This window comes from Nostoc cf. edaphicum LEGE 07299, assembly GCF_015207245.1.
Classification (GTDB): Bacteria; Cyanobacteriota; Cyanobacteriia; order Cyanobacteriales; family Nostocaceae; genus Nostoc; species Nostoc edaphicum_B.
Genome location: NZ_JADEXF010000567.1, coordinates 1 through 3,902, shown reverse-complemented (window position 1 = coordinate 3,902; position 3,902 = coordinate 1). Strand labels below are relative to the sequence as shown.

The 3,902-nt window shown below is 40.7% G+C and carries 3 protein-coding genes; 2 read left to right on the top strand and 1 reads right to left on the bottom strand.

Annotation, left to right across the window (positions count from 1 at the left end; all coding sequences use genetic code 11):
• Positions 1-104 precede the first annotated feature (104 nt).
• Positions 105-2,426: a VIT domain-containing protein gene (locus IQ229_RS16920; protein WP_194045656.1), complete on the top strand. Its 2,322-nt coding sequence runs from the start codon at positions 105-107 to the stop codon at positions 2,424-2,426.
• A 34-nt stretch (positions 2,427-2,460) separates the two neighbouring features.
• Here IQ229_RS16920 and IQ229_RS16915 read toward each other — a convergent pair whose 3' ends face one another.
• Positions 2,461-3,033, bottom strand: coding sequence for a hypothetical protein (locus IQ229_RS16915; protein WP_194045654.1), 573 nt, complete (start codon positions 3,031-3,033; stop codon positions 2,461-2,463).
• Between the two features lie 522 nt (positions 3,034-3,555).
• On the opposite strand from IQ229_RS16915, the gene IQ229_RS16910 reads away from it, so the two are divergent.
• Positions 3,556-3,902 (top strand): esterase/lipase family protein (locus IQ229_RS16910; RefSeq protein WP_194045652.1); only part of this gene is annotated, 347 nt, incomplete at its 3' end.

Genomic DNA, 3,902 nt, shown 5'->3' with positions numbered 1-3,902 from the left:
GCTTTTCATTTGTATAGTGGACTGGTGTTTGTTAAATAATTCGTAATTAAGTTACTTCTTACCTACTTTAAAAAGTAAGTTCACAAATAAAATAGGAGTGTTCTATGAATATAGTAAGTGCTAAAAACCAACAGCTAGGGGGTTTGTACCTTAAATCGCCTCAAGGAGAGCAACTAGTTTTTCCACTCAAGCATACGGAAGTTATCGCAAAAATTGCAGGTAACTTATCACGAATTGAGGTCATCCAAAGCTTTGAAAATACCTTCACGCAGCCTTTAGAAGCAGTCTATATCTTTCCATTACCTGATGAGGCGGCGGTGGATGACATGGAAATCAAAATAGGCGATCGCATCATCAAAGGTAATATTAAAAAACGTGAAGAAGCTGTAGCCATTTACGAAAAGGCAAAACAAGAAGGACGCACTGCCGGACTTCTAGAACAGGAACGAGACAACATTTTTACCCAATCTCTAGCTAACATCAAACCTGGCGAACAAATTGATGTCACAATTTGTTATACCGAAAGTTTAAAATTTGAGGCGGGAAACTACGAATTTGTTTTCCCGATGGTAGTGGGGCCAAGATATATTCCAGGAACGCCAATAGATGGTAGCGGTGATACAGACCAAGTTTCTGATGCTTCTCGCATTACACCACCTGTAGTCTTAGAAGGAACGCGCTCGCGTCGCAATATTAATGTCACAGTCGAAATTGATGCAGGTTTGCCAATTTCTGAAGTGCGTTCTCCTTCCCACCAATTAAAAATTGAACACTCAGGTCAAATTGTGCGGATTCAATTAGCTGGAGAAGATACAATTCCCAACAAAGATTTAATTCTCCGCTATCAAGTTTCTGGTCAAGAAACTCAATCTACAGTATTAACGCAAGCCGACGATCGCGGCGGACATTTTGCCATATATCTGATTCCAGCTTTGGAATATTCCACTGATGAAATTGTCCCCAAAGATGTCGTATTTTTGGTGGATACTTCGGGTTCACAATCTGGCGATCCGTTGCAAAAGTGCCAAGAATTGATGCGGCGATTTATTAATGGGTTGAATCCCAACGATACTTTCACAATTATCGATTTTTCCAATAGAGTTAGACAGTTATCACCAATACCTCTAGCGAATACACTAGAAAATCGTGCCCAAGCGATCGCTTACATTAATAATTTACAAGCTGATGGCAGTACAGAAATGCTCAGTGGCATTCGTACAGCTATAAATTTCCCCACACCAGCCGGAAGATTACGCAGTGTCGTACTTCTAACTGATGGCTATATCGGTAACGAAAATGAGATTTTAGCAGAAGTACAACAGCATCTCCAACCAGCAAATCGCCTTTATAGTTTTGGTGCTGGTAGTTCAGTCAACCGTTTTTTACTAAATCGCATCGCCGAAATTGGTCGGGGAATATCTAGAATTATTCGTCACGATGAACCTACGGAAGAAGTTGCCGAAAAGTTTTACAGGCAAATTAACAATCCTGTACTCATGAATATTCAAATCTCTTGGCAGGGTGACACAGAATCGCCTGTGATTTACCCAAAGGTAGCGCCTGATTTATTTTGCGAACAACCATTAGTTTTGTTTGGTCGCAAACAAGATAGAGTTAGCGGAAATCTGCAAATTTCCGGCATTGCTGCGGGCGGTAAGCACTATGAAAAAACGTTTAACCTCAAATTTGAGGAAACAGGAAATATTGCTGTAGCGCAGTTGTGGGGGCGTGCTTCTATCAAAGATTTAATGAATCAAATGGTGAGCTTTGAAACTAAAGCTGGTGTAGAAGCAGTTACAGAAACAGCCTTAACTTATCAACTGCTTTCTCAATACACAGCTTTTGTGGCTGTCAGCGATGACGTGCGGGTTGAACCAGGAAGCGAATACTTGTCTATGCAAATCCCGGTAGAAATGCCGGAAGCAGTTAGTTACCAAGGAGTGTTTGGCAATGCTCCGGCTGGCGGTTTTGCGCCTCAAATGAAATTCTCAACATTATCAGCACCAGCTCCAGCAGAAGCTCCAGATTTTCTTCGGCAAAAGCGATCGCCACAATCTCCAGCAGCCAAAGAAGTTGAGATGTCTTTGTGCTTTGATTTTTTCGAGGAGATGGAACAAGATGAAATATTAGACGCAGCCATCAAACATCAGTTAGAGGTGATCGGCGTTACTGGTTTGGATGACACAGAAATTGCTGACTTAACCCAACACCTTCAACAATTAAACTTTCCTTCAGGCTTTAGTGGTGAAATCGTCTTTGAGTTCACCATCAAGAAAGGTCGGGTAGAACGGGTAGTTTTGGATGAGGAAACCTCTACCCTAAAAGATCCAGTTGTAGTGGAGAAAATTAAGCGATCGCTCTTGCTTTGGAGAGTTCCCCCATCTACAACTGGCAAAGTTATCTTAACCTTGCATCTTCACGCTTAATCTATAGAGACCGTAAATTTACGGTCTCCATGAATTATTTAGGTGTTTTAATCTGACGTGCCATGTCTAGATAAGCACTCATATTCGCTCCTGGACGACGACGACCATTAGAGCTAGTAGTCGAAGGAGCAAGATATTTTGGTGCAAAGGTTGTTTCTGTTGGCTCTTCTTTGAGTACTTTGGCTGCTGCCGCTTTTGCTTTTTTGCCCGGTTCAATTTTAAGACCCTCAGCAGTCTGGACTAATTGAACGTCAGCTGGTTTGGGATTTTTAGCTGATTTTTCCTTAGCTGGTTTTTCCTTAGCCTTAGCTGCGGCGGTTTTTGTTCCGTTCAATGAATCTGGTTTAGATGGAGTTGGTGTTTCTGATGTAATCGTATCTGCTACTTTCTTAGCATTCGATGCAACTGTCGATGTAACTGTATCTGCTACTTTCTTCGCGTTCGATGCAACCTCTTTAGCAGCATCTTTGGCAGCATCTTTGGCTTCGTCCAATTCTAAAAAGTAGCCGTTGCTTTTCTTCTTCCCCGGTAACAATCCAGTAATAAAGCCCAGAATACCGCCAAGGAAACCCTGAATACCCGAAATTAACTTTTTGATAAAATCCATTACAATTACTCCTGCCTTTTACCTTTTATATTTTGAACTCGACCGTAATTGTTAAAAATTACGACAAAATGTTACATTATCTATCTGGCGTCACCCCGTTTTGGTGACAACCCTTATAGGTTTGTGCTTAATTAACATTGTAGTAAAACCACAGGGCAAATGTTCTATTGCAAGCATTTGCAACCTGCACACACCGAGAACTAATTATTAAATTTTACTGTAGCTAAGAGCAAGATTCTGAAAGCAAGCTTTACAAGAATTAACATTTCTTTGTTTGGTAAATACCCAATTGAAGTTAAACAAGCAGTTTACTTTCAACCAATCGGAAGAGTGTCATAGCCGAATGGCAGATGTCAAGATAAATTCGTTAAATTTTATACAAACTATCTTTGAAAGCATTTCAGTTTTGTTTGCCACAATATTTTTATAAAGAAAGAATCCGAAAAGCAATAACTTCAGTTTGTAGAGCAGTATGTACCTACAAAAGTGAAATACACCCCTTAATTCAGCCAGATTTTGTAAATGAACATTGAAAATCAACAACGCAATCCCGTTTTGTTAATACACGGCATTGACGACACAGAGGCAGTTTTCCATAGAATGGCGGCTCAATTAAGACTAAAGGGTTGGTCTGTATATAGCCTGAATCTAGTTCCTAATAATGGTGATGTGGGTCTTGATGAATTGGCAAAACAAGTAGCCGATTATGTTACAGCGACCTTTGCGCCAGAACAACGCCTAGATTTAATCGGCTTCAGTATGGGAGGAATTGTCAGCCGTTACTATGTTCAGCGATTAGGAGGAATTAACCGCGTCCAGCGGTTTATTACCATCGCTTCGCCCCATTATGGAACTGTAGTTGCTTATGG

What these genes read in the sequence shown, in the direction of transcription:
- IQ229_RS16920 (WP_194045656.1), top strand. Translation starts at nt 105, where the DNA reads ATGAATATAGTAAGTGCTAAAAACCAACAGCTAGGGGGTTTGTACCTT.
- IQ229_RS16915 (WP_194045654.1), bottom strand. Translation starts at nt 3,033, where the DNA reads ATGGATTTTATCAAAAAGTTAATTTCGGGTATTCAGGGTTTCCTTGGC.